Source organism: Microbacterium sediminicola, from assembly GCF_039531125.1.
Classification (GTDB): Bacteria; Actinomycetota; Actinomycetes; order Actinomycetales; family Microbacteriaceae; genus Microbacterium; species Microbacterium sediminicola.
The window spans coordinates 302,932-325,119 of the sequence record NZ_BAAAPL010000001.1 but is presented as its reverse complement, the minus strand read 5'-3'; the positions used below and the strand labels follow the sequence as shown (position 1 = coordinate 325,119).

At 64.2% G+C, this 22,188-nt stretch carries 18 protein-coding genes; 7 read left to right on the top strand and 11 right to left on the bottom strand.

The features are described from left to right. The first annotated feature begins 17 nt into the window (after positions 1–17). The 3 genes from ABD206_RS01360 (at position 18) to ABD206_RS01350 (ending at position 3,861) form a co-directional block, all read left to right on the top strand. Entirely contained in the window at positions 18–1,367 is a 1,350-nt protein-coding gene (locus ABD206_RS01360) for an O-antigen ligase family protein (RefSeq protein ID WP_344068171.1), read from the top strand. A 12-nt stretch (positions 1,368–1,379) separates the two neighbouring features. Then, on the top strand, positions 1,380–2,384 hold the full coding sequence (locus ABD206_RS01355; protein ID WP_344068167.1) for a glycosyltransferase: 1,005 nt from the start codon (positions 1,380–1,382) through the stop codon (positions 2,382–2,384). A gap of 142 nt (positions 2,385–2,526) precedes the next feature. Next, complete coding sequence (locus tag ABD206_RS01350; protein ID WP_344068164.1) at positions 2,527–3,861, top strand: glycosyltransferase family 4 protein; 1,335 nt, start codon at positions 2,527–2,529, stop codon at positions 3,859–3,861. Between the two features lie 19 nt (positions 3,862–3,880). On the opposite strand, the gene ABD206_RS01345 is transcribed toward ABD206_RS01350, so the two are convergent. The 5 genes from ABD206_RS01345 to ABD206_RS01325 all read right to left on the bottom strand — a co-directional run bounded on the left by ABD206_RS01345 (position 3,881) and on the right by ABD206_RS01325 (position 11,356). Beyond that, positions 3,881–5,632: a DUF6541 family protein gene (locus ABD206_RS01345; protein WP_344068161.1), complete on the bottom strand. Its 1,752-nt coding sequence runs from the start codon at positions 5,630–5,632 to the stop codon at positions 3,881–3,883. Beyond that, entirely contained in the window at positions 5,629–6,588 is a 960-nt protein-coding gene (locus ABD206_RS01340) for a glycosyltransferase (RefSeq protein WP_344068158.1), read from the bottom strand. Before ABD206_RS01340 ends, ABD206_RS01345 begins: the two co-directional genes overlap by 4 nt. A 110-nt stretch (positions 6,589–6,698) precedes the next feature. Beyond that, positions 6,699–8,531, bottom strand: a complete 1,833-nt coding sequence (locus ABD206_RS01335; protein ID WP_344068155.1) for a glycosyltransferase — start codon at positions 8,529–8,531, stop codon at positions 6,699–6,701. Then, positions 8,528–9,664 (bottom strand): UDP-galactopyranose mutase, encoded by a 1,137-nt coding sequence (gene glf, locus ABD206_RS01330; protein WP_344068152.1) that lies wholly within the window; start codon positions 9,662–9,664, stop codon positions 8,528–8,530. Before glf ends, ABD206_RS01335 begins: the two co-directional genes overlap by 4 nt. Before the next feature lie 36 nt (positions 9,665–9,700). Next, a complete protein-coding gene (locus ABD206_RS01325) occupies positions 9,701–11,356 on the bottom strand; it encodes a glycosyltransferase family 2 protein (RefSeq protein ID WP_344068149.1) in 1,656 nt (551 codons plus the stop codon). A gap of 167 nt (positions 11,357–11,523) precedes the next feature. Between ABD206_RS01325 and ABD206_RS01320 the strand changes: the two genes are divergently transcribed. Continuing rightward, positions 11,524–12,897: a glycosyltransferase gene (locus ABD206_RS01320; RefSeq protein ID WP_344068146.1), complete on the top strand. Its 1,374-nt coding sequence runs from the start codon at positions 11,524–11,526 to the stop codon at positions 12,895–12,897. A 60-nt stretch (positions 12,898–12,957) separates the two neighbouring features. On the opposite strand, the gene ABD206_RS01315 is transcribed toward ABD206_RS01320, so the two are convergent. Both ABD206_RS01315 and rfbB read right to left on the bottom strand, forming a co-directional pair. Continuing rightward, on the bottom strand, positions 12,958–14,370 hold the full coding sequence (locus ABD206_RS01315; RefSeq protein ID WP_344068144.1) for a sugar nucleotide-binding protein: 1,413 nt from the start codon (positions 14,368–14,370) through the stop codon (positions 12,958–12,960). Positions 14,371–14,433: 63 nt separating this feature from the next. Then, the gene (gene rfbB / locus ABD206_RS01310; protein ID WP_344068142.1) at positions 14,434–15,435 is read right to left on the bottom strand and encodes a dTDP-glucose 4,6-dehydratase; all 1,002 of its coding nucleotides are present in this window, start codon (positions 15,433–15,435) and stop codon (positions 14,434–14,436) included. Between the two features lie 76 nt (positions 15,436–15,511). Here rfbB and rfbA point away from each other — a divergent pair, with 76 nt between their 5' ends. Both rfbA and ABD206_RS01300 read left to right on the top strand, forming a co-directional pair. Beyond that, positions 15,512–16,381, top strand: coding sequence for a glucose-1-phosphate thymidylyltransferase RfbA (gene rfbA, locus ABD206_RS01305; protein ID WP_344068139.1), 870 nt, complete (start codon positions 15,512–15,514; stop codon positions 16,379–16,381). Between the two features lie 94 nt (positions 16,382–16,475). Then, complete coding sequence (locus ABD206_RS01300; protein WP_344068136.1) at positions 16,476–17,360, top strand: hypothetical protein; 885 nt, start codon at positions 16,476–16,478, stop codon at positions 17,358–17,360. Here ABD206_RS01300 and ABD206_RS01295 read toward each other — a convergent pair. Beyond that, positions 17,357–18,328: a glycosyltransferase domain-containing protein gene (locus tag ABD206_RS01295; protein ID WP_344068115.1), complete on the bottom strand. Its 972-nt coding sequence runs from the start codon at positions 18,326–18,328 to the stop codon at positions 17,357–17,359. The genes ABD206_RS01300 and ABD206_RS01295 overlap by 4 nt on opposite strands. A gap of 119 nt (positions 18,329–18,447) precedes the next feature. Between ABD206_RS01295 and ABD206_RS01290 the strand changes: the two genes are divergently transcribed. Further along, positions 18,448–19,410, top strand: a complete 963-nt coding sequence (locus ABD206_RS01290; RefSeq protein WP_344068111.1) for an NAD-dependent epimerase/dehydratase family protein — start codon at positions 18,448–18,450, stop codon at positions 19,408–19,410. A 24-nt stretch (positions 19,411–19,434) separates the two neighbouring features. Here ABD206_RS01290 and ABD206_RS01285 read toward each other — a convergent pair whose 3' ends face one another. The 3 genes from ABD206_RS01285 to ABD206_RS01275 all read right to left on the bottom strand — a co-directional run bounded on the left by ABD206_RS01285 (position 19,435) and on the right by ABD206_RS01275 (position 22,134). After that, entirely contained in the window at positions 19,435–20,670 is a 1,236-nt protein-coding gene (locus ABD206_RS01285; protein ID WP_344068109.1) for an ABC transporter ATP-binding protein, read from the bottom strand. Then, the gene (locus ABD206_RS01280) at positions 20,670–21,578 is read right to left on the bottom strand and encodes an ABC transporter permease (protein WP_344068107.1); all 909 of its coding nucleotides are present in this window, start codon (positions 21,576–21,578) and stop codon (positions 20,670–20,672) included. Before ABD206_RS01280 ends, ABD206_RS01285 begins: the two co-directional genes overlap by 1 nt. A gap of 88 nt (positions 21,579–21,666) precedes the next feature. Then, positions 21,667–22,134, bottom strand: coding sequence for a GtrA family protein (locus tag ABD206_RS01275; protein WP_344068104.1), 468 nt, complete (start codon positions 22,132–22,134; stop codon positions 21,667–21,669). Between the last annotated feature and the right edge of the window lie 54 nt (positions 22,135–22,188).

The window sequence follows — 22,188 nt, the reverse complement described above, 5'->3', positions numbered from 1 at the left end:
GGATAGCGTCGGAGGCGATGACAGCCGGAGCCGCCACCGCCGCCCTGCCCGTCGTCCTTCCGCTGCGCCGACGCACGGCACACACGCTCGCACCAGCATGGGCGGCTGTCGTGATGTTCCTCGCGATCTCGGCGCCCGGGTGGGCCGCGGCCTGGGGTACTCGCCCGACCGCGCTCGCGGGAGCCGGCGCAACGGTGGTCACCGGCATCCTTGTTGGCACCATGGGACGACGCGCCTGGTGGAGCGCCGCACCGTGGATGACCGTCGCGCTCGTGGCGTGGGGGGCGGCATCTGTCTTCTGGTCACGATGGCCTGACACGAGCGTGCTGACGTGGATCCTCTTCGCCGCCACGACAGCCCAGGGAATCGCGCTCGCGTCGCTGTTGTCGTGGCGACGTCTGCTGGATGCCGTGAGCGTGGCCATATCGGCGGTGCTGTGGCTCTCCCTGGCCTTCGAGCTCTGGGTGGCGCTCGCGGTCGGCGGCCCCCTCGGCACGCGCTTCACCCCGGCTGACGCCGAAACCGCCCGCACAGACCTTTGGTCGACGGCTCAGTTGTTCACCAGCGGACGCATCGAGGGTTTCGTCGGCAACGCCAATCTGCTCGCGATGATCGCGCTACTGGCGGTCGTCGTACTCGGCATCCGTCTCGCCGTGGATGCCAGCCACCGACGCACCTACGCCGCCACCCTCATCCTGGCCGCATTTGTGCTGGTGCGCACCGGGTCGGCGACGGCCTTCGTGGCCACCGTCGCGGTCGCAGGTGCTGTTCTGGTCACACTGACCTTCCGCCTCGCGCAGACCCGCACCGCACGTACCCTCCTCTACACGGGGTATGCGGTGGCCGGGATCGGCGTACTCGCCAGCGTATGGGTGATGCGTCGCAGCCTCCTGTCGTTCCTCGGCCGCGAGAGCGACTTCACGGATCGAACGCTGATCTGGCAGACCGTCGGCGAACGCATCACCGCGAGCCCCATTGTGGGAAACGGCTTCGCGACCCCGTGGGCGCCCTGGGATCCTGCGTTCACGGATTGGATCGTGATGCCCGCAGGATTGCAGATCATCCAGGCGCACAGCGCGTGGGTGGACATCACGCTTCAACTAGGGCTCGTCGGCACAGTACTGCTGGTGGGCGTGTACGTCACGTTCTTCGCCCGAGCATGGCGCACCGCCGTCGGTCGCGGCCGCTGGAATCTCGGAACCGACCGATTCACCTCGGTCGTGAGCCTGCTGCCGCTGGCTGTGCTCACGGTACTGATCGTGCAGGGGATCACCGAGTCGAACCCGCTGCTGCTGTGGGGGTGGATGCTGACGGTGATGCTGCACGCGAAGCTGAAGTCCGACGAGTCCATAGCAACCCCCGGCTAGGATGTCGCGGACATGCACGACGTATCCCCCGCCTCGGAGCTCCCGTCGGCAACCGACTTCGATCCCTCTTCTGTCGCGATCGTCGTTGTGACTCACGATCGATCGGTCCTGCTCTCCCGCTTGCTCAAGAGCATCACCTCGATGGACCCCCATCCTGGGCACCTGATCATCGTCGACAATGCCTCCTCGGATGACACGCCAGAGGTCGTCGATTCCTTCCGCCCACGCCTCGGCACGGAGGTCGTGTACCGCCGTCTGGAGTCGAACACCGGCGGCGCAGGGGGGTTCAGTGCGGGAGTGGCCATCGCGTACGAGCTCGGCGCGACGTGGCTCTGGCTGATGGACGATGACGTCGAGATCATCTCTGACGGGCTCGGCAAGATGGGCAAGTGGACACCTCGCTTCAAGTCCATTCAGGGCCGCCGATATGACTTCGACGGCAGCGAGTTCTACTGGCAGTACCGCATCGCGGAGCAGATGGGCATTCCGATCCCCTTCGCCCCGGCCGACTTCGACGAGTCGGGATACCGACCGATGAACTCGGGCTGCTTCGAGGGAATGTTCATCCACCGGGACATCGTGCAGCAGATCGGGTTGCCAGACCCCCGCTTCTTTATCTACTGGGATGACCAGGTCTACGGGTGGTTGGCTTCTCGCGCGACACCGTCGGTCATCGTGAACGAATTCGTCCTGCACCGCACGCGCGAGATCAAACAGTGGGACATGGGTGTTCGTCACCTCAACGCGTCGAGCGACAGCTATCGGTACTACATCATGCGCAACCGCGCCATGATCAAGCAGTACTACCGCGCAGCGGATGTGTACCGGGCGCTTCCGTTCGCGCTCGGCACGGCAGCCACCTTTGCAAAGGAGATCGTCCGTCTCGCCGCGGTCGAGCGGACGATTCGGGGCACCAGCCACCTGTGGCGCGGGCTGCGCGATGGCCGAAACATCGCACGGGATCGCACGTGGATGCCAATGCCGCCGCTGGATCCGAACGAACGCTCGCGCCGCTGACGTTCGTGCCGGACCCGCGACTCGAGACTCCCCAGCTAGGATTGCGACGCCACTCGACCTACCGACTCGCGGAGTTCTGATCTCTTCCCCCACCACGCGCCCAAAAGTCCTCATCGTCACGAGCGATCCGATTCGCGAGCAGATGGCGGGACCGGCGATCCGCGTCTGGAATATGGCGGATCAGCTGATCGAGCGCTGCGATGTCCGAATCGTGTCGTGGCGTCGGATCGAGCGCACGAGCGCGCGGTGGGAACTGGCTTATGTGCACGAATCCGACGACCGGGCGATGTCTCTGCACGAGCGTTGGGCCGACGTCATCATCGTCCAGGGCATGGCGCTCAGGGTTTTCCCCTCGATCGCGTGCACCGACAAGATCGTCGTCGTCGACCTGTATGACCCGTTCCAGCTGGAGCAGCTCGAGCAGAACAAGTTTGAAGAACGCGCGCTGTGGACCGACGAGATCCGCAAGGCGGTCTCGGTGCTGAACGAACAGCTCGTGCGCGGCGACTTCTTCATCTGCGCCTCCGAACGCCAGCGCGATCTGTGGCTCGGATCATTGTCGTCGGTCGGTCGGCTCAACCCCGCCACATATACGGATGATCCCACGTTCTCGTCTCTCATCGGGATCGTGCCCTTCGGGCTGCCGCCCGAACGTCCCACCCAAACCCGCCACGCGATCAAGGGGACCGTCAACGGGATCGGCCCCGACGACACCGTGCTGCTGTGGGGCGGCGGGATCTACAACTGGTTCGATCCGGTCACCCTCGTCGAGGCAATGGGCGTCCTGCAGGACACACGTCCGGACATCAAGCTCTTCTTCCTCAGCGCCCGTCACTTCGATCCCCAGGTGCCCGAGATGGAGGTTCTGGCCGACACCGTGGGCGCCGCCGAACGTCTCGGGCTTCTGGACAAGACGGTCTTCTTCAACGACTCCTGGGTCGACTACGACGACCGGGTCAACTACCTTCTGGACGCCGACCTCGGCGTTTCGACCCACCCCGTGCACGCAGAGACGCGATTCTCGTTTCGTACCCGCATCCTCGATTACCTCTGGGCAGGTCTTCCCGTCGTGACCTCCGACGGCGACTCGTTCGCGGATATCGTCGGAGCCTCGGGTGCGGGGGCCGTCGTCGCCCCCAATGACGCTGGTGCGCTGGCCGAGGCGATCCGCGACCTGCTCGAGACGCCGGGCCGCCTCGATGACGCGCGCGATGCCGTCGCGCGGACGCGCGAGCAATTCGAGTGGCCGACGACGCTTCGGCCGCTTGTGGACTTCTGCGCAGCGCCGCATCACGCTGCCGACTATGCGGATCGCCGGGATAAGCGCAGCAGCGAGCGGTTCGATCGGATTCTCGGCATGCCGAGCGGACGTCGCCGCGACCTCGCGCTGTTGCTTTACTACCTCCGCCGCGGCGGACCGGCGCTTGCCCGTCGAAAGCTCACGGAACGTCGTGGGCGTCTGAGCGCCGACGACTGACACTCGGCGTCTGGAGCGCTCAGCCCGCGCAGGTCACTCGGTAGAGCTCCCACAGTGATTCATCGCCGGCCACCGGAACGAGCGCGCCGGTTTCCACGTAGGTCGTGAGGGCGCCCAGGTCGTGGAACGGCGCATAGACACCCCGGTACTGGTAGGCGATGACCTCGGGGGATTGCGGACCCATCTCCAAGAAGTAGACATCTCCCTGCGGATTCAACGCACACAGCGCGGTCTCCATGACTGCCGGATCGTGGCTGGCGAACGCGCCGACGATGTCGGTGTAGATCTGGCCCGCGCCGACAAACGGGGGGTTGATGATGGGGTAGAACGTCTCGATCCCCTCGATGGGGTACAGCAGCGGTGATCCATTCATCGGGTCAGAGACGACGAGACCGTCCTCCCCGACCGCCGTCGCGATCGCTTCGAACGCCTCAAGCTTCTGCTCACTGAGCAGCGAGTCGGCAGTCTTCTGCGCCAGGCTCGCGTTCTGCGCCACACGCTCGCGTACGTCCGACGACGCGGACGATGAGAGAAGCAGAACCGCGCCGCACAGGAGGAGTATGCCGATGCCCACGCCGCGCCAGGCGCCGCTCAACCACCGCATCACGAGCACGCATCCGGTCACGAGGGCGGGGATGGCAACGATCGGGACCATCATCATCACGCGGTTCTCGTCGCGGTACCACGGAGAGGTCGCGATGTTCGCGAACGCACCGTCCGCGGCGACCGTCAGCGTGTAGAGAACGAGCACCCCGAGAAAAGCGATGGCCAAGCCGTATCGTTCACGCCACAGCGCGCCGGGTATAGCGATGAGCGCGACGACGCCCGCCGCCGCGGGCAGGGCGAACGCCCACGAACCGGTTCCTCCGGAGAGGACGAAGAAAGCCGCTTCCCCGAGAGTCTGCGTGGCCGGATGCTGTGCGAACCAGGTTTCGGGGTGCAAGAACTTGTCGCTGCGAATGACGAGCAACGAGTAGGCAGAGAAGGCGAGCCCCCCAAGGACGATGAGCCCACCGACGAGCAGCAGCCCCCTCGACCGGAGCTGGAACAGCAAGAAGGCGCTGAGCAGCAGCGCGTAGGGAATCAGCGCCCGGGGATGGGCGAGCAGCAAGACAAGGATCAGCGAAACCGAAAGCGCAAGCCACCATGCCGCCTCGCTGTGGGTCTTCTCGCGAAGTGCGCGCACAGCGGACAGCGAGACCCACAACAGCAATGGCACGAGCGACATGCCGAATCCGAAGGTGAGGAGCGGACCGGCAACAAGCTGCTGATACGGATGCGCAACCGAAAGAACCGCGAGCATCGGCACGAGGAGCCCGAGAGCGGCATCCTCGGTGGGTGCGCGCGGGGCAACCAGCAGCCGGGTGAACAGGAGCACACCCAGCGGGAAGACCAGGCCGGCGATCAGCACCCAGACGAGTGCGAACGCGGTGAAGACGCTGATCTGCAGTCCCACGAGCTGCGCGGCGCCGATCACCCCGGCGGCAAGCAGATGGAACAGCGGTGGATAGTAGCTGCCGCCCGGCCAGAGACTCATCGCCCCCTGGCCGGCGTCGTCGAACAGTTCTCGGATGAACTGGTAGTGAGCCAGGGCGTCCGGGCCCTGAATAGGCAGGGTCCACAGCTCCGGCGGCAGCCAGCACGCGACGAAGGCGAGGCTGAGCCCAATCCCGAGGGTCGACCAGATCCAGGTGGAGTGTCGACGCGAGCGGCGCTCGGTGCGGGCACGTCCGTCTCGCGCCACCGGCCGCGCCCCTCGCATCTCGGTCATGCCAGCGGCGGCATCGGCTGCCAGGAACGATCTCGTCGAATGCGTCGTGCGTCGCGCATTCCTCGCACGAGCGCCGGCAGCCCGGTACGAAAGTTGCGATCGACTGAAAAGAGGCGGATCAGTTCCTTGATGAGCGAAAGCCACGTTCCCACGAAGAAGTTGAATGCCGAGTAGTCACCCTGAAGCATCATGTAGTGGGCCATATGGCCGCGGTTGCGCATGACGTGGTACCGCACGAGATCGCTCGTTCCCGTGAGTTTGCGCTTGCCGAGGTGCAAGCGTTTGAGGGGGCGCGTGCGACGCAGAACGTACTCGTCGACGTAGGCGCACTCGGCAACTTTCGAGGCGAGGTAACCATAGGTCATGTCGTCGCCGTAGATGAAGTATCGCGGATCTGGCAGACCGATCTTTTCGACGATCGAGCGATGCACGAGCCCACCTTCGAAGCAGATGCTGTTCATCGGCATCCAGCCGTCGCGAAAGCCCTCTGCGGCGGCAGGGTTGGCGATTCCGAGGCGGGTGTTGAAGTCGTATTGCCAGTAGAACGGCTGACCATCGAAGCTCCAGCGTCGACCTTGGATCGCCAAGAAACGCTCCGTCCAGGGCTGGAGGCGATCGATCGCCTCGGGCAGGACGGCGACGTCATCATCCATGAACCAGAGCCACTCGGCTCCCCGCTCGTAGGCGATCTTGGCCCCGGCATGGAAGCCGCCCGCTCCCCCGCCGTTGCTGTCTTGCGGTGCGTAGACCAATCGATCTGCGCCGTCCTCACGCGCGCCGAGCAGCGGCGTCCAGTGGGAGATCACCGCGTCGGAGTCAGGTCCGGGCGCGTTGTCGACGATGATCACGTGCGAGGGCTTTGTCGTCAGTTCACCGATGCTCTCGAGCAGAACGCCCAGCAACTCCGCACGCTTGTATGTGACCACGACAATCGCGACCGAAAGGCTCGACTCCACACACACTCCTGTTTCACCGTCGCGATCGTCACGCGCCTCGAAAGGTCGTCGCGCCGGTGACGACGCAGAACCCTCACATCGTACCGGGCCCGCCCGGAGAGACCTCTCAGCTACTCCGGGGCGTCGATGCCAAAGACGTCGGCCCAGGCCTCGGGCGAAGACAGCTGCGGCGCGGCTGCCCGGTACGTTCGCGACAGGGCAGGCCAGCGCCACCACAGGCGCGCGTAGAGGCCGATCGTGCGTCGAAGGGCCCGACGCGTCTCCCGCCGGCTGCGCTGGTAGCGCACGCCCTCCGACTCGCCGGGAAGCGCGATGTAGGCGGCATCCGCGTGCGCGAAGGTCCACCATCCGAGATCGGTCGGGGCAATCCGGGCGGGGCGAGCCTCGTCACTTTCCGAGACGAACAGTTGGCGAAGCACCGTGCGGGCAAGAAGTATGGCTCGCCCAATCGCGGCCTCGGGAGCCGCCGGCGGCGTCGATACCGAGCCCGCAGGAATCGGCACGAACTGCGCGTCGGGGTAGGTCTGCCAGACCTTTCGGACGTCCTCGCGGCGAGTTGCCGACCAGTCGTGCAGTCGCTCCGGGCCGGCCAGGGCATCAGCGGTCGCGAGCGCCCGCAGCCTGACCGACGAGTACTGGAGGCTCAGGAGAGGCTTCAGGTCTCCGAGGATGCAGTGCGCGATCACGCCCAGCGGGCGGCGCTTCGGAGCGTGCAGCAACTCGGTGATAAGGCGATTGCGGTGCAGGAAGTACGCCTCCCATGTGCGGTTCGGGGCCTTCCCCTCCCACCCCATGTGCCACAGGGCGATACCGGGAGGGCTCACCGTCCGCACGCCATTCTCGCGGGCACGCAACGCGAACTCGACGTCGTCACCCTTCAGGAACAGTGGCAATGAGAGACCGACGCGCCGAATGAGATCGAGCGGGATGAGGCACATCCACCATCCGTTAAAGTCCGCCCGCTGGAGCGCGTGGAAATACGGCGTCTCCCGAAAGGGGACCCTCGAGAAGTCGTTGTTGTAAGCCTCCGCACGGCCCCGCTCAACCCACCCGATGCGATCGTTCCAGTGCTCGCTCTGGGTGTAGAGGACGGAGCGGTTATCGAGGTGCAGCATCGCTCCCCCGACGAGGAGGGGATCACGGGCAGCATCGGCGAAGCGCACGGCGCGGAAGATCGCCTCGGGCTCGCTCACCGCGTCGTCGTCGAGCAGGAGCACGTAGGTACTGTCACCGTGGCGAAGTGCTTCGAGCATTCCGCGCGAGAAGCCGCCTGACCCGCCGAGGTTGGCCTGGCGAACTACCTCAAGCCGCTCGCCAAGCGCGCCCGCGACCTCGTCGAAGCGGGGAGCGTCGCTGATGTGGTCAGTCCCCTGATCGACGACGACCACACGGTCGACGACATCGTCGAGGGCGGCATCCGACGCGAGCACCGCGAGGTGCGCCGTGCAGTCGTCAGGACGGTTGAAGGTCGCCATCGCGACGGATACCGTTCCGGCGAGCTCACGGTCGACGGACCAATGCGCGTCGACAAGTTCGAACTCACTCTCGCCCGCGATGAGGTCGAGCCATAGTGCGCCGCCATCGCGGGACGGGGCGAGTGGGATGTCGAACACCGTCGTCTTCGTGCCTTGGACGGCGCGCTCGGAGTGCAGCGTTGCCCGCGCTGCGCCGTCTGACTTCCACACGCGCAGCATCCCAGGGCCCTGACTCGAGACCGTGAGGCGTACCGCATCGATATCGGTCTCCGCTGCCCATACCGCCGCCGGGAAGGCGTTGAAGTACGACCCCAGGCTGACGGTTGCCGTCGCCGTCACGGCGACAGTGTGGCGACCTCTGATTGTCGCAGCGCTGGCATCTTCGTCGATGTACAGCGGGAGCGTCTGCGCGAAGTCGGTTCCGGGGAACACCACCCGCGCCACGACCGTGCGCACCTCCACCGTCATGCGAGGACGTTGTTCCACATGTTCAGGGCTGACGCGATCGCCATGTGCATGTCCAGATACTGGTACGTGCCGAGCCGCCCACCGAAGTGCACGTCTTTCTCCACCCGCTGCATCTCGCGGTAAGAGAGGAGCTTGGCTCGATCATCCGGTGTGTTCACGGGGTAGTAGGGCTCGTCCTCCCGAGACGCGAAGCGCGAATACTCACGTGCGATAACGGTACGGTCCGTCGGATACCGGTCGGCACGCTCAGGGTGGAAATGCTTGAACTCGTGCACGCGGGTATACGGAACCGAGGCATCCGCATAGTTCATAACGCTCGTTCCCTGATGGTCGCCAACAGACAAGACGTCCTGTTCGAAGTCGAGTGTTCGCCAGCTGAGCTCTCCGCCCTCGTAGTCGAAGTAGCGATCGACCGCGCCCGTATAGACGACGGGGAGCTGCCCGATGGCGGCGCGCTTGTTCCATGGCTGCGTCTCATCGAAGAAGTCGGTGGACAGCCGCACGTCGATGAGGGGGTGATCAACCATCCGCTCCATCCATGCGGTGTAGCCGTCGACCGGGAGCCCCTCCCAGGTGTCGTTGAAGTAGCGATTGTCATAGGTGTAACGCACGGGGAGACGCGAGATCACCTCGGCGGGCAGCTCACGAGGATGGGTCTGCCACTGCTTGGCTGTGTAGTCGCGGATGAACGCCTCATACAGCGGTCGCCCGATGAGTCCGATCGCACGCTCTTCCAGCGATGCCGCCGTCTTGGGGTCATACTCGCTCGCCTGCGATGCGATGAGACGACGTGCCTGTTCAGGACTGTAGGCGGCAGCGAAGAACTGGTTAATCGTGCCGAGATTGATCGGCAGGGGGTAAACGACGCCGGCGTGGTTCGTATAGACGCGGTGCACGTAGGACGTGAACTCGGTGAAGCGGTTGACGTACTCCCACACCGTCGCATTGGACGTGTGGAAGAGGTGCGCGCCATACCGGTGCACCTCGATCCCCGTCTCAGGTTCTGCCTCGGAGTAAGCGTTCCCGCCGATGTGGTCCCGGCGATCGATCACGGTCACGCGACGCCCCGCGGCGGCGGCGCGTTCAGCCACCGTGAGACCGAACAGCCCCGATCCGACGATGAGGAGATCCATGTGTTGCCTTCCGAAAGTGTGGACTCTGGTGCGGGCTCAGACTGGGCTATCCGCGGTCAGCGCGAGCGCATGGACAATGAGCGAGCTCGCCGTGTCCGCCGCGCGCTGCGCGCTAGCCCAGCCGTTCCCGCGTACCTCGTCATGCACGTCATCCCGGGTGAGCGCGTCGGTCAGCGAACGAGCCATCGCGTCTAGATCGCCCCGCGCGAACAGGAGCGCGTTGTATCCGTCGAGAACCTCGTGGGACAGTGCAGGGTCGATAGGAGAGAGATATGTCGCGCCGATCGACATGAGCGCATAGGGTCGCAGCGAATTGTGCTCGGCGAGAAAAGAGACGACCACTCGCGGTGAATGCGCGCGAATGCGGGCGATATCGTCGTAGCTTTCCACGGACTCGACAGCTTTCACGTTGGCACCGACTTCGCCGGCGACTTGTCTGATCCGCGCGGCTTCGGCTGCCGATGCACCCACGGTCACGATGGTTCTCGCGGAAGACGACGGCAGCGCTTCCGGGGCAATCGCCGGAGCGATTCTCGAGCGACACTCCCACGCCGTCTCAGCCTGGAGCTGACGTTGGACCGCGCGGTTCGGTGCGATGTAGTCGAACTCCGGGCGGTAGCCGGCAACGATGCGGCTCTGCAGCGCGGGGTCGGTGGGGTGAGCGATGCTCTCGACGCTCGGGAGGAGGTAGAGCGGAACAGCGTCGCCCTCGGCCGCGCATAGCCACGCCTCCTCGGCAACGGTCCAGTCGCAGGCGACCACGATGCCCGAGCGGCCTCGTGTCGAGGCCCCGGGAGACAGGACGCGCACCTCTCGGCCAGTCGACGCGAGACGTGCTGCCAGCTCCCGGACATACGTTCGCCAGAGCCCGTTCGACCCTTCGCCGACCAGAAACTCGACAGCGGCGTCTTGAGCCACCTTGCGCGCAAGCAGGCGGTCTTCCCAGCGCCGCCAGAAACGTCGCATAGACGCGAGTTCCCGGTGCCCCTGACTGTACCCCCGAGAGGCAGACTCATGGTGGACGAGCATTGCCGCGGGCTGGTAATAGCACCGAACCCCGGCACGCCACGCGCGCAATCCGTAGTCGACGTCCTCGAAACCGAGCCAGAACTCGTCGTCGAGCAGACCGACCGAATCGTAGGCGGCTCTCGTGATGTACACGCACGCCCCCGATATTGAACCGTTGTATCCGGGAACATTGGCCGTCGGTCGCGTTGCCGGGGACCCCACGTGCAGATGCCCGAACCACTGTGGTGCGAGCAGACGCGCGTAATACGTTCCGGCGTACTGGATCCTTCCATCGGGGTACACGAGCTTGGGGCTCACCATCCCGATCCCGGCGTCGACGGCGTATGCGCTGTACTGCAGTGCCTCCAGCCATCCAGGCTGGGCGACGACATCACTGTTGAGCAGGATGATGTCGTGGCGCGCGAGCTGCATCCCGACATTGACTGTCCCGGCGAAACCTCGCCGTTCATCCTTCAATACGACTCTCACGCGATCAGACTCGAACCCGCGCAACGCCTGCTGCACATCGGAGTCTATGTAGTCGTCGACGATGATGACTTCATAGTCCATCCCGGCGCAGGTGCGCTCGATACTCGACATGGCCTCGGAGAGGAGCGGAATGTCGTTGTAGCTGGGGATGACGATACTGAAAGGGCGCCCGTTCGCGAGATACCACTCGCGCATCGCCGCATTAGGGAACAACCCGCGTGTATTGAGAGGATAGGAGCGTCTGGCGCGCAGTGAACGCGCGCGTTGCTTCCACGGCTCGGGCATGGCGGTGAAGACGCGCCGTGCGAGGCGCCGAGGGAGATCAGACATAGGCACGATTCACTCAAGGAACAGACCGTCCCATGCTACCCACCGACGCCGTTCCCTCTCGGCGCCCCCGACTTGTCCTCGTCGCGGGCGACGTGATCGCCAACACGATGGCGGGTCCCGGCCTACGCTTCGTGAAGATCGCCGAACAGCTCTCCGCGGTCGCCGACGTTACGATCGCCCTCGGCCACGAAGGGAGCAACGCGGCGGCGCTCGCTGACATGCCCTTCGACGCCCGCGAGTACGCAAGCCACGAGGAGCTGGTCGCTCTGATGGTCGGCGCCGATATCGTCTATGGCCAGATGGTCGACGAGAACGCGGTCCGCCAGGCCGTGCAATCCGGCACAAGGTTCATCTTCGACCTGTATAACGCCGTGCCGGCTGAGGCGATTGGCTCGGAGAAAATCGGCGGGTTCGACACCCAGCCGGAGATGGACAACGTCTACTCCCAGGTACTCTCCTTCTTCCGCCTCTGCATGCGCGCCGGAAGCTACTTCGTCACCTCCAACGAACGCCAGCGCGACTTCTGGATCGGTTTCATGCTCGCCGCGAAGGGCGTGATGCCAAGCAGCCTGGACGGCCGGGCAGCGACCGATATCGTCGGCCTTCTGCCTTTCGGACTCGAAGACGAAGACCCCGTCCAGGCGTCGCACGGCATCCGGGGCAAGCGCGGAATCGGTGACGACGATTTCGTTGTGCTGTGGGCTGGCGGCATCTGGGACTGGTTCGATGCTGAGACTCCGATCCGCGCGGTAGCGGCACTGCGGGAGCGACGGCCGAACGTCCACCTCGTGTTCTACGGCACGACCCATCCGAACGCGCTGATCGGGCGTCCCGCATCGGTTGGTCGCGCCGCAGCGCTTGCACGCGACCTGGGCGTCCTCGACGTCGGCGTGCACTTCATCGAAGGCTGGGTTCCTGCATCCGAACGCGCCGACTACCTCCGTGACGCCGATATCGCGGTGTGCGCCCATAAGGACTCACTCGAGACGCGATATGCCTTTCGCACCCGCATCCTCGATCACTTCTGGAGCTCGCTACCAAGCGTCGTGACCGAAGGTGACTGGTTCGCCGAGTACATCGCTGAGAACGAACTCGGCGAGGTCGTTCGATACGGTGACGTCGAGCAGACCGCGACTGCAATCGAACGGCTGATGAGCTCCGACGTCCGGGATCAAACGATCGGGCACGTCCAGGCAATCCGAGACTCGTGGAAGTGGTCCGCCACGACGCGCGAGCTCGTCGAAATCGTCGCGAACTGGGAAGAGCGGTTGCCGGTTCGAGACCTCCGGCCGATCGAAGAGGCGATCACCGCGTCACATCGCAGAATTGGTCCCCTCCTGCGGCTCCGTTACCGTCTCTCGCACACATGGGTGGGGAAGATCTATCGGCGGGCGCGCGGCCGCTGAGTCTCCGATCGGGCCGACGTGCACACTATTCGGTGTGCACTCGGACGCCGACGCGCGGGCTCACTCACTCCGAAGGTAAGAGGCGAGCGCTGCCCGCCAGTCCTCAGTCTCGATGCCGAGTTCCGACAGGCGATCCAGGGCCAGCACGCTGTTGCTCGGTCGCGGCGCGATAGGTCCATCAGCCTTCGAGAAGTACACCTCGGTGGTGACCGGCGTGACTCGCTCCGCATCATGACCAGTCAGCTCGTAGACCGTTCGCGCCACTTCGAACCAGGTCGTCGGCTCACCCGAATTGGTCACGTTGTACGTTCCGTAGGGAACCGTCGATGCCGTGACATGATCGATGACCTCGGCGATCGTCGAAGCGAACGTGAGCCTGCCGGTCTGATCAGCGATGACGGTGGGATCGACGCCGCGTTCGGCGAGACGCGCCATGGTTCGGACGAAGTTATGGCCGTCACCGATCACCCAGCTCGTCCGGAGCACGTAGTGGCGCGGGCACGTCGCAGCGGCGACATCTCCGGCTGCCTTCGAAGCACCGTAGACCGACAACGGAGCCATGGCGGCGTCCTCGACGTACGCACCCGGGGTGGTCCCATCGAAGACGTAGTCCGTCGAGATGTGGACGAGGGTCAGACCGAACTCCGCGCAGACCCCAGCGATTGCGGCAACGCCGGCCGCATTCACTGCCCACGCCAGAGGGCGGCCCTCTGAGGTTTCTGCCTTGTCGACCGCCGTATAGGCGGCGGCGTTGACAACCGTCGAGTAGTCACGCCATCGTCGCGCGGCAGCGAGGTCCGTGCGAGTGAGGTCGAGGTCTGCCCGCGATGCATATTCGATGTGCGGGCGGTCACCCCAGATCGCGCGCAACGCCCGACCCACCTGTCCCTCAGCCCCGAGAACCAGGATTCTCTTCGGCGGAATCGGCACGACATCAGCCAGACGCGGGTGACCCTTGTCTTTCTCGCTGACTTCCACCTCCGCCAGCGGTATCGGCCAGTCGACCGCGACGGTCTCGTCCGCCAGGTTCAAGAATGAGTACTGGGCGGATGCGGACCAGTGGTCGTTCACGAGGTACGTGTACGCCGTGTCAGGATCAAGCGTCTGATACGAGTTTCCGACACCGCGCGGGACGAAGATCGCTCGCGACGGATCGAGCTCGGTCGTGAAGACTTCACCGAAAGTGGGCCCTTCGCGCAGGTCGACCCACGCGCCAAAGATGCGTCCCGTCGCCACAGAAACGTACTTGTCCCACGGCTCTGCGTGGATCCCTCTGGTCGTGCCGACGGCATCGTTGAACGAGATGTTGTTCTGCACCGGACCGAAGTCGGGAAGACCGAGCGCGAGCATCTTCTCGCGCTGCCAGTTCTCCTTGAACCACCCGCGCGAGTCGCCGTGGACGGGCAGGTCATAGACCACGAGCCCCGGGATCGACGTGGGCGTCGCCGTGAGCGGCTTGCTGTACTCGGTCATGCGTTCCTTTTCACCGGTCAGAGCGCGGCGCCGCGCCAGGCACCGTCCGCGTGGGGAGAGGAGCTATTGCCCCTTGGCGGCGTAGAAAGCTTCGACGCCATCCTTGGTGGGGGCCCACCAAGACTCGTTCTCGCGGTACCAGTCGATCGTCGCCGCGAGCCCCGCCTCGAAGTCCTGGAACTGCGGCATCCACCCCAGCTCGGTTCGGAGCTTTGTCGAATCAATCGCGTATCGCAGGTCGTGTCCTGCCCGATCGGTGACGTGATCGTACGCGTCGGGCTCTTGCCCCAAGAGCGTCAGGATCAGTTCGACGACCGTCTTGTTGTCCTTCTCCCCGTCGGCACCGATGAGATAGGTCTCACCGATCTCACCCTTGTCGAGAATGGTCATGACCGCACTCGAGTGATCGTCAGCATGGATCCAGTCGCGAACGTTCTCACCCTTGCCGTACAGCTTGGGTCGGATGCCACGGAGGACATTTGTGATCTGCCGCGGGATGAATTTCTCGACGTGCTGATATGGGCCGTAGTTGTTCGAGCAGTTGGAGATCGTTGCGCGAACGCCGAAGGAGCGCACCCAGGCGCGGACGAGCAAATCTGACCCGGCCTTCGTCGATGAGTAGGGAGACGAAGGGTTGTAGGGCGTGGATTCGGTAAATCGGGCCGGATCGTCGAGCTCGAGATCCCCATAGACCTCGTCGGTCGAGATGTGGTGGAAACGAGTGTCCTGGCGTCGCACCGCCTCTAGCAGCGTGTACGTCCCGATGATGTTCGTGTCCAGGAACGGTCGCGGGTCATTGAGACTGTTGTCATTGTGTGACTCGGCGGCGTAGTGCACGACAGCGTCGACGCGCGGGACGAGTTCGCCGACCAGTGCGTCGTCCGCAATGTCTCCGACGACCAACTCCACCCTGTCGTCGGGGAGCCCCTCAAGGGACTTCTGGTTGCCCGCGTAGGTCAGCTTGTCGAGGACAATCACGCGGTCATCGGTGTTTTCGACGACATGGTGCACAAAATTCGAACCAATGAACCCGGCACCGCCGGTCACCAGAAGACGACGACTCATGACACCAGGCTACTGGGCGAAGCCTGAGCGAGCACCCACGTTTGGCACGCACTCCCAGATCGGGGAGACTGTGACCATGCGTGGAATCATCCTTGCCGGCGGGACCGGCTCGCGTCTGCACCCGATCACTCTCGGGGTCTCGAAGCAGCTTGTGCCGGTCTATGACAAGCCCATGATCTACTACCCGCTCAGCACCCTGATCCTGGCGGGCATCCGGGACATCCTGATCATCACGACTCCCTTCGACGCCCCGCAGTTCACCCGGCTCCTGGGCGACGGCAGCCAGTTCGGCGTGAACATCACCTACGCACAGCAGCCCTCTCCCGACGGCCTCGCGCAGGCATTCATCCTCGGCGAGGAGCACATCGGGTCGGACTCCGTCGCCCTGGTTCTGGGCGACAACATCTTCTACGGTCAGGGCTTGGGAACGCAGCTGCGGCGCTACGCCAACCTCGATGGGGCCACGGTGTTCGGTTACTGGGTGTCCGACCCGACCGCGTATGGCGTCGTCGAATTCGATGCGGAGGGCCGCGCGATCTCGCTCGAAGAGAAGCCTGCCGAACCGAAGAGCAACTTCGCTGTGCCCGGCCTCTACTTCTATGACAACGATGTCATCGACATCGCCAAAGCTCTTCGCCCGTCACCGCGCGGGGAGCTCGAGATCACCGACGTGAACCGCACCTACCTCGACCGCAGAAAGCTCAGCGTGGAGATCCTGACCCGCGGAACAGCCTGGCTCGATACCGGCACATTCGATTCGCTCAACGAGGCGAGCGAGTTCATCGCCACCGTACAGAAGCGCCAGGGACTGTCCATCGGATGTCCGGAGGAAGTCGCGTGGCGAATGGGCTATCTCACCGACGAGGAGCTTCAGGAGCGCGCCGCGCCATTGGTGAAGAGCGGCTATGGGAAGTATCTCCTCGATCTGATCGCGTCCGGTCGCTAGAGTCGGGGACCGCATTCCGAACAGTCGCTGGGAACTCAGTATGGGTACACCCGAGCGCCGGAGACGAGTGAATCGCGGCGCGTAGGCTTCTCGCGTGCCCTCTCTCCCCCACCGTCGACGAGTATCGTTCGTCTACGCTGAGGAGTACCGCGGCGCCGGCACGACGGTCATGCGCGGCGAGCAGCTTGCCGCGATCGCGCGTCAGTCGGTGCCACACAGCACCATCGACTTCGCGCCGCTGTCCCGATCCTTCCGCGGGCGCCACCTGTTCCTCACGAAGGGTGTTCTGAAGACGGCGACGGCTGAGGACTTCACGCAATGGCGCGCGCGCGGGAACCGCATCCTCATCGACCCGGTCGACGAGGATATCCCCGAAGTCGCACTCCACTTCGCCGATGTCATCGTTGCCGCTTCTCGCTCAGCCGCGGCCGACTATCGCGATCGCTTTCCGGGAACGCAGGTCGCAGTTCTCGACCATCACGTCGACCCTCGTGTCGCCCCGATCGTTTCCGGCGCGGCGCGTCCGTCTCTGGGACGGGTCGGGTACTTCGGCGAGCCTGAGAATGCCTTTCGCTCCGGCAGGATCGACCGACGCGTCGAGTTCATTCCGGTCGACACCTCACGTCAGAGTCCAGAGTGGCTCGAGCGACTCCCCCACTACTCGGCCCATTACGCCGTGCGACAGAGCAGAGACCTCGACGATCACAAGCCGTTCCTGAAGGGTTTCACGGCGGCCGCCTGCGAAGCCGTCATCATCGTGGACCGGGCGCAGCAGGAGCCCCACCATTGGCTGCCCGCGGACTATCCCTACTGGGTCGACAGCAGCGTCGACGATGGGAGTGTGACCGAGACTCTGGACCGCGTACGCCGCGACTTCGGGTCTCGGACGTGGAAGCGGGCGGCGGAGTCGATGCGGCTCATGGCATCGCAGACCTCACGGCAGCAGATCGGCAACCAGCTGCGCGCGCTCTTCTCCTAGCGTCGGCGCGCGCGCCGCACTACTGCGTCGCCGAGGCTCTTCGCGAGGTGACGGCTCGCGGCACGAACGCCTTGAAGCGCCCAGAACTGCTGCTGGACCTCGCGCAGCATTCTGTCGGTCTCGGCTGCTCGTGCATCCGAACCTTCACGGTCCTCGTTGGCCCTCGTGAGCTGCGCGAGAAGTTCCTCGCGCTCCCTGGCGCGCTCGTCGAGCTCCTTGGCGAGTTCATCCGCATGACGCTGTGCACGGCGAACCTCCGCGAGCAGAGGACCGCTCGCGAGTGCCTGCGCTTTTCCCTTGTCTACCTTGCGGTTCTCGATCACGGGCCACGTGTGCAGTTCTGAATCGAAGTTGTCGATTTCGATCGATCGATAGTTCACTCCGCCATGGCAGAGTGCGAGCATGAGGGAGAGCTGATCTCGGCGCGAGTAGCGCAGGACGTGATCGAACCACAGTCGCATCGCGCCCGCGACAGCGGGAGACGAACGACGCGCGAGCATGCCGCCCCAGTGGGGTTTGGCTTCGAGGACGTCCGGATAGGCATCGGCGTAGTCGAGCAGCTGTTCGTAGACGCGTCCGCGGTCGTCGTAGTTCAAACGGACAACTTCATCGAACTCGTCGACGACCTGTTCGCGATAGCTGTGCTCGACGAGAGCCATGTCATGGCCAAGGCTCAGCCAGTCTTCAACGATGGCGACCGGATCGCGCTTGAGCAGCACGGACGCATCGACGTAGAGCGTCGCGTCGTACGCATCAAGACGCTCATGGCCGAGGATCTTGTACACACGAGAGCTGCGGTGAAGGTCCTGCGGGTAGCGCGGCTCGACGAGAACGATCTGCCACGTGTCACTCGTGAGGTTCGGATCGTCGGTGAAGCACAAAAAATCGGCATCGCTGGATTCCGCCGTGGGTTGCGGCAATAGTGCGTCGTATCCACCAAGAAGCACGGTGTACACGCAAGTCTTCATCACAGGGGCCTTCCGAGATGTCCCGTCGGGCATGGGACGTCTCTCCCACCCTAGTCACTCGGTCAGAACGCGTTCGTCCGATGACCGATATGTAGACTGAAGGGTCGAAGTGAGGTGTGATGAAAGCGCTCGTAACAGGCGCCGCTGGGTTCATCGGGAGCACGCTGATGGAGCGTCTGTCGGCAGAGGGTGACTCCCCAGTAGGCATCGACAACTTCTCGGATTACTACGATCCCGAGATCAAGCGAAGCAACGCGGCGTTCGTCGAAGCTTGCGGTGGCGCAATCATCGATGGCGACGTGAATGAGATTGACCTCGACGCCCTGCTCGAAGACGTCGACGTGGTCTACCACCTCGCCGGCCAGCCCGGCGTCCGCAAGTCCTGGGGCTCGGCCTTCGACGTCTATGTGACCGCGAATGTGAGCGCGACGCAACGGCTCCTCGAGGCCGCGCGGCGCGTCCCCACTCGGCCGCGTGTGGTCTACGCGTCCTCGTCGTCGGTGTACGGCAACGCGGAAAGCTACCCAACGTCCGAAGTTGCCCTGCCTCAGCCCAGAAGCCCCTACGGTGTCACGAAGCTGGCCGGCGAACACCTGTGTCGACTGTATGCGGCAAACCACGGTGTCTCCACGGTGTCGCTCCGGTTCTTCACGGTCTATGGCCCTCGTCAGCGACCCGATATGGCGTTCACCCGGTTCTTGAGCGCAGCCCTGCGCGACGAACCGATCCATGTCTTCGGCACTGGTGATCAGATTCGCGACTTCACCTACGTCGCCGACATCGTTGAGTCCATCATCCGCGCTGGTACGGCGGACGTCGCGAAAGGCTCCGTCTACAACGTCTCGGGCGGGGGGAGCCACTCGGTCAACGAAGTCCTCGCTGTCATAGAAGACCTCACCGGCCGAGCTGTGCAAGTCCAGCGAGAGGATGCGGCACTCGGCGATGTCAGCCGGACGACCGCAGAGATAACGGCGATCACTAGCGCGCTCGCGTGGAACCCGTCCACGGACCTGCGGACGGGCCTCGCGGCGCAACTGGAGTGGCTCCGCTCGATGGGAACAGCCACGAGCGATTGGTCGTGAGCCTGGCCGGGTAAGGTCGCCCGATCAGTCGACGGACACGTCGGTAATCGACACCTCTGCGTTGACCGTTCCCGTCTGACGGAACTCGATCGGGACGAAGAATGTCGCTCCCTGCCATAGGACATCCTGAGGTGTTCCCTCACCGTCGGCAATCTCTACGTTGATGAAGTACTGGCCCCCAGCGAAATTGATGTGCGGGAACTGGTAACGCACCTCTGAAAGCCCACGGTCAGTCGGCCCATGGGAGGTGAGCTGTCTGCGCGTACCGCTGCCGAACACCTGCTGTCCGTGCGGGGTATCAATGCTGAGACTCGAATGCCAGGTGTCCACGTCGGAGTCGTGGTCTACGGTGATGCGCACTTCGATGGCACTCCCGGTGAGCACCTCAGTCGCGGGCTCTCCCTGGGAGAACACGGTGACACCCGTAATGCGCGATGAAGGACGCGCCGCACCCTCGTCTTCGTTGTGCTCGTGCGCCTCGACGTTCTCCTTGCGGCGGCCCTCGAGGATCTCGCGGTGGGCCTTGGTCGCCTCGGCGGCGGAGCCGATGTATGCCACGTGCCCACGGTCGAGCACCACGCCGGTGTCACACACTTCCATCACTTGGCTCGCCGAATGCGACACCAGAATGATCGTGCGCCCTTCTTTCTGGAACTGCCGAATCTTGTCCATGCACTTGCGCTGGAAGGCCTCGTCGCCCACAGCCAGGACCTCGTCGACGAGGAGCACGTCAGGGTCGGTGTGCACCGCGACGGCGAAGGCGAGCCGCACGTACATTCCGGATGAGTAGAACTTCACCTGCGTATCGATGAAGTCACCGATCTCCGAGAAGTCGACGATGCTGTCGAATCGCGCATCCGTCTCCTCTTTGGTCAGACCGAGGATCGACGCATTGAGGTAGACGTTGTCGCGGCCCGACAGATCGGGGTGGAAGCCCGCACCGAGTTCGAGGAGCGCCGCAAGCCGACCGCGCCGACGGACGCTTCCGCCCGACGGATCGATGATGCCCCCGATGATCTTCAGCAAGGTCGACTTGCCGGATCCGTTCGGTCCAAGGAGGCCGATCGAGGAGCCAGCGGGAATCGCGAAGGACACGCCCTTGAGAGCATCGAAGCGTTCCTGATGAGCCTTCCCACGCCCCATCGTCACGAGACGCTCCTTGATCGAATTGTCCTTGCGGATCACGAAGGACTTCGATACGTCATCGATGACGACAACGTCCGGTGAGGCGCTTACTGCAGCGGCTTCTTCAGCACTCATCAGAGCTCCTGCGCGAAGTTGCCCTGGAGCCGCGCGAAGACACGCTGGCATATCCATAGCAGGACGAGTCCGATGAGGATTGCAATCAGCATCCGCAGGCCGAGTCCCTCCGGGTAATCGGAGGCGGAGCCGGATATCCAGAACGCCTTGTGAAATCCGAGTACCGCAAGTGTGAGCGGGTTGTTGGTATATGCCTCGAGCAGCCAATTCGGCCACCCGAACCGCGTGAAGACCTCGTGGACCATCGTCCATCCGTAGACGATCGGCGAGGCCCACAGCGCCAGCATGAGCACAATGCCGGTCAAGTACTGGACATCCCGGAGATACACGTTGAGCGCAGCCAAGAGGAGGCCGAATGCCGTGCCGTAGATCAGGACAACCAGCACCGCGGGGAAGAAGTACAGGATGTCGACCGTGATCGGGGGACGCGCCAGCACGAGAGTCGCTCCGATGAGGACTCCAACCTGGACTAGGAAGGTGAAAGTGCCCGCACCGACGGCAGACAGCGGATAGACCTCACGTGGGACATAGATCTTCTTCACCAGCCCAGCGTTCGACACGATCGCTCCGGTGCTGCCGGAGAGGACTTCTGAAAAGAGCGCGTAGATCGTGAGGCCCGAGAACACGTAGATCGCAAAGTCGTCGATACCCCGGGCTGCGCCCAGGATCTGCCCCATGACCGTGTAGTACACGATGAGTTGGACGAGAGGGTTGATGAGCGTCCACACCAAGCCCAGTGCGCTGTCCTTGTAGCGGGCCTTGATGTCGCGGCGCACCAACAGACCTAAAAGGTGGCGCTCGGCCACGATGTCGCGCACAGCGCGCCAGAAGCCACCCTGAGACCGTGCGACGTGCTCGAGCGGCTCGGCCGCGAGCCGCTCGTATCGAGCGGCCGCACTGTCTGTCACGTAGACCACGTTCCTCTCTGCGGCGCACCGCTCGACATCGACGGATCACTATAACCCGCCGACATCTGCTCCCGCCGGAGCACGCCGATCACCCCTGCTCCAGCGCAATCTCCTTGCCGTGGCCGCTCTCATCAGGGAAGACCCAGCGGTCGTAGGTGAAGAAGCGGAAGAGCGTGGCGAGCGCCTGGCCGATCAATGTCCCCGCGATATTGTCCGCGACGACACTGTCCAGGCCGAGGACGTAGCGGGAGAAGGCCAGACAGCCGAGCTGGAGGCCAATCGCGATCAGATTCAGCACGACGAAAAGGACGTAGCGCGAAATCTTGCGACTGATCGTTCGCTTGCCGAAGGTCCAGAAGCGGTTGCCGACATAGGTGACGAAGGTTGCGACAACGATGGCGATGATCTTGGCCAAAATCGGCTGGTCGAACATCGGGCCGTGTCCGGTCACCCAGAACACGAGCACGTTGTAGGCCAAGGCATCCACAACAAACGCGACGCCGCCGACCACCAGGAAGGCGCCTGCACGGGCCCAGAGTCCGCTAGCGATACCCACTGAAGCCCCTCACACGCCGCGTCTCGAGTCCCAGGTCTGCGGCCGCCGCCATGG